Genomic DNA, 2,623 nt, shown 5'->3' with positions numbered 1-2,623 from the left:
CCGCACCGTCGCGTGCCCGCGCTCGCCTTCGCCGGCGCGCCGCGGCTGCACAACGGCTGGTTCCGGCCGGACGAGTATCCCGCGATCCTTCAGCGCGGCGAAGTGGTCGTGCCGCGCCGTGACGCGCAGCGTGCGCTCGGCGGTGCCACCGTCATCATGAACATCAGTGCCGCCGACGCCGACAGCTTCCGCGCGTCGCAGGCGCAGATCACCGCGGCGATGGCGCGCGGCCTTCAGCGCGCACAGCGGAGCCTCTGATGGCGTTCCATGATGTGCGCTTCCCCGAGCGGATCGCGCTCGGCGCCACCGGCGGGCCGCTGTGGTCGACGAACATCGTGACGACGGCCGGCGGGCACGAGCGGCGCAACCAGAACTGGGCGCAGGCGCGCGGGCGCTGGAACGTCGGCAGCGGGCTCAAGACGCGCGACGACCTCGCCGCGCTGATCGCCTTCTTCCGCGCCCGCCGCGGCCGGGCCTTCGCCTTCCGCTTCAAGGACTGGTCGGACTTCCAGATGCCGCGGCAGCAGATCGGCACCACGGACGGCACGACGGCCACGTTCCAGATCGCGCGCAGCTACGCGTCCGGCCCGACGAGCCAGGTGCGCACGATCCAGCTTCCTGTCGCCGGCACGGTGCGCTGCTGGGTCGACGGCGTCGAGCGCAGCGAGGGCACGGGCGCGAGCCAGTTCCAGGTGAACCTCACCACGGGCGTGATCACGCTCGGCACCGGCATCCGCTCGCCGGTGGGGATGCCGGTGGAAGCAGCGTGCGAGTTCGACGTCCCCGCGCGCTTCGATGCGGACGAGCTGGGGCTCACCTTGGAGACCTTCTTTCAGGGCCAGTGGGCGGAGATCCCCGTGATCGAGGTGCGGCTGTGAAGTCTGTCTCCTCCGGCCTGGCTGCGCATCTCGGCGAGCGGCTGACGACGCTCGCGACCTGCTGGCGCGTCGAGCGTCGCGACGGCGTTGTGTTCGGTTTCACCGACCACGATGCGGACCTTCAATTCGAGAGCGTCATCTACCGGGCCAAGACCGGCTACCGGCGCGCCGCGATCGCCGCGCGCGCCGACCTGAGCGTGGACGAGACCGAGGTCGACGGCATCCTCGATGCCGCGGAGATCGACGCCGCGTCGCTGCGCGCCGGGCTGTGGGATGGCGCCGAGGTGCGCATCTTCCTGGTCAACTGGTCCGATCCGGCGCAGGGGGCGCTGCGGCTGCGCAAGGGCCGGCTCGGCGAGGTGATCGCGCGCGACGACGGCACGTTCCGCGCCGAGCTCCGTGGGCTCGCCCAGGCGCTCAACGTGACCGTGGGCGAGCTCTACACGCCGGAATGCCGCGCCGACCTGGGCGACGCGCGCTGCCGCGTGCCGCTGCGCCCGCCGCTGCGGCAGGACAGCACGGCCTACGCGCTCGGCGAGTTCGTGCGCGTCGAGACCGACCCACTCGCGGTGGGAACGTATCGCGAGCAGGAGCGCATCTACGAGTGCACAACCGCGGGCACGTCCGCGTCCACCCCGCCGGTGTTCAACACGGCGATCGACGCGACCACAACGGATGGCACGGTAATCTGGACCGCACGCATGGCCTGGACCTTGCCGGCGACCGTCGAGAGCGCGCCGGACCTGAGCACGGTCGTGATCGCGAACACCGGCACCGCGCCCGGCCGGCCTGACGGCTGGTTCGAGCACGGCGTGGCGGTGTTCGAGACCGGGCTGAACGCTGGCGTGGCACGCGACGTGCTCACCTGGACGCAGGCGAGCCGCACGCTGGCGCTGTTCCTGCCGCTGCCGTTCCCGGCCATCGCCGGCGACGTGCTGCGCGTCCAGCCCGGCTGCGACAAGCGCCTCGCGACCTGCCGGGACAAGTTCGCCAACCGGCTCAACTTCCGCGGCGAGCCGCACATCCCCGGGGACAAGGGCATCATCGGGGTCGGGGTGTGACGCTCGATCAGGCCGCGCGGAGGTATATCGGTGTGCCGTGGCGCCATCTCGGGCGCGCGCGCGCAGGGCTCGACTGCATCGGCCTGGTGCTGCTCGCCGCGCGCGACTGCGGCATCGCCACAGACGATCCCGCACCCTATGCGCGCGAGCCGTCCTCGCACCGTCTGCGCGCCGGGCTCGCTGCCGCGCTCGACGAAGTACCGCTCGCTGAGGCGCACGCCGGCGACGTGCTGGTGTTCAATCTCGGCCTCTACGCCGGCCATCTCGGTGTGCTCGGTGCGCATCCCGCATACCGCGTGGCGAGCGTGATCCACGCCTATGCGCCGCGCCGGCGTGTCGTCGAGGAACCGCTCGCGACGATCGACGCCGGGACACTCACCGGCGCGTTCCGGCTGCGGAGCGGCCCGGGTCCCCATCGCGCAAGCGCGATGGGCGCCCGCTGATGGCCGTCCTCGCCCTTGCCGCCGGCGGGGCGGCGCTCGGCGGCGCGATCGGCGGCGCACTCGGGGCGGCCAGCCTCGGCGTCTCGGTCGGCTGGGCGCTCGGCGGGCTCGCCGGCACCATGCTCTTCGGGCCGAAGCCGCCGGCGATCACCGGCCCGCGGCTGGGCGACCTCGCGGTGCAGACCAGCACCTACGGCGCCGCCATCCCGCTGGTCTTCGGCACCGCCCGCGTCGCCGGCAA

General features: G+C 72.9%; 5 protein-coding genes. All 5 read left to right on the top strand.

The genetic code is table 11. The features are described from left to right. Window positions 1-258 (top strand): hypothetical protein (locus ACTIFU_RS23395; protein WP_439580734.1); only part of this gene is annotated, 258 nt, incomplete at its 5' end. Then, on the top strand, window positions 258-878 hold the full coding sequence (locus ACTIFU_RS23390) for a phage distal tail protein, Rcc01695 family (RefSeq protein ID WP_439580733.1): 621 nt from the start codon (window positions 258-260) through the stop codon (window positions 876-878). The genes ACTIFU_RS23395 and ACTIFU_RS23390, both read left to right, overlap by 1 nt. Next, window positions 875-1,939 (top strand): DUF2163 domain-containing protein, encoded by a 1,065-nt coding sequence (locus tag ACTIFU_RS23385; protein ID WP_439580732.1) that lies wholly within the window; start codon window positions 875-877, stop codon window positions 1,937-1,939. Before ACTIFU_RS23390 ends, ACTIFU_RS23385 begins: the two co-directional genes overlap by 4 nt. Next, window positions 1,936-2,382, top strand: coding sequence for a C40 family peptidase (locus ACTIFU_RS23380; protein ID WP_439580731.1), 447 nt, complete (start codon window positions 1,936-1,938; stop codon window positions 2,380-2,382). The genes ACTIFU_RS23385 and ACTIFU_RS23380 overlap by 4 nt, the downstream gene beginning before the upstream one ends. Continuing rightward, window positions 2,382-2,623 (top strand): hypothetical protein (locus ACTIFU_RS23375; protein ID WP_439580730.1); only part of this gene is annotated, 242 nt, incomplete at its 3' end. The genes ACTIFU_RS23380 and ACTIFU_RS23375, both read left to right, overlap by 1 nt.

Source organism: Elioraea sp. (assembly GCF_051860475.1).
GTDB lineage: Bacteria > Pseudomonadota > Alphaproteobacteria > Acetobacterales > Acetobacteraceae > Elioraea.
This window is presented reverse-complemented; position numbering and strand designations above follow the sequence as displayed.

Coding starts and splice junctions, on each gene's coding strand:
- ACTIFU_RS23390 (WP_439580733.1), top strand. CDS start 258: ATGGCGTTCCATGATGTGCGCTTCCCCGAGCGGATCGCGCTCGGCGCC.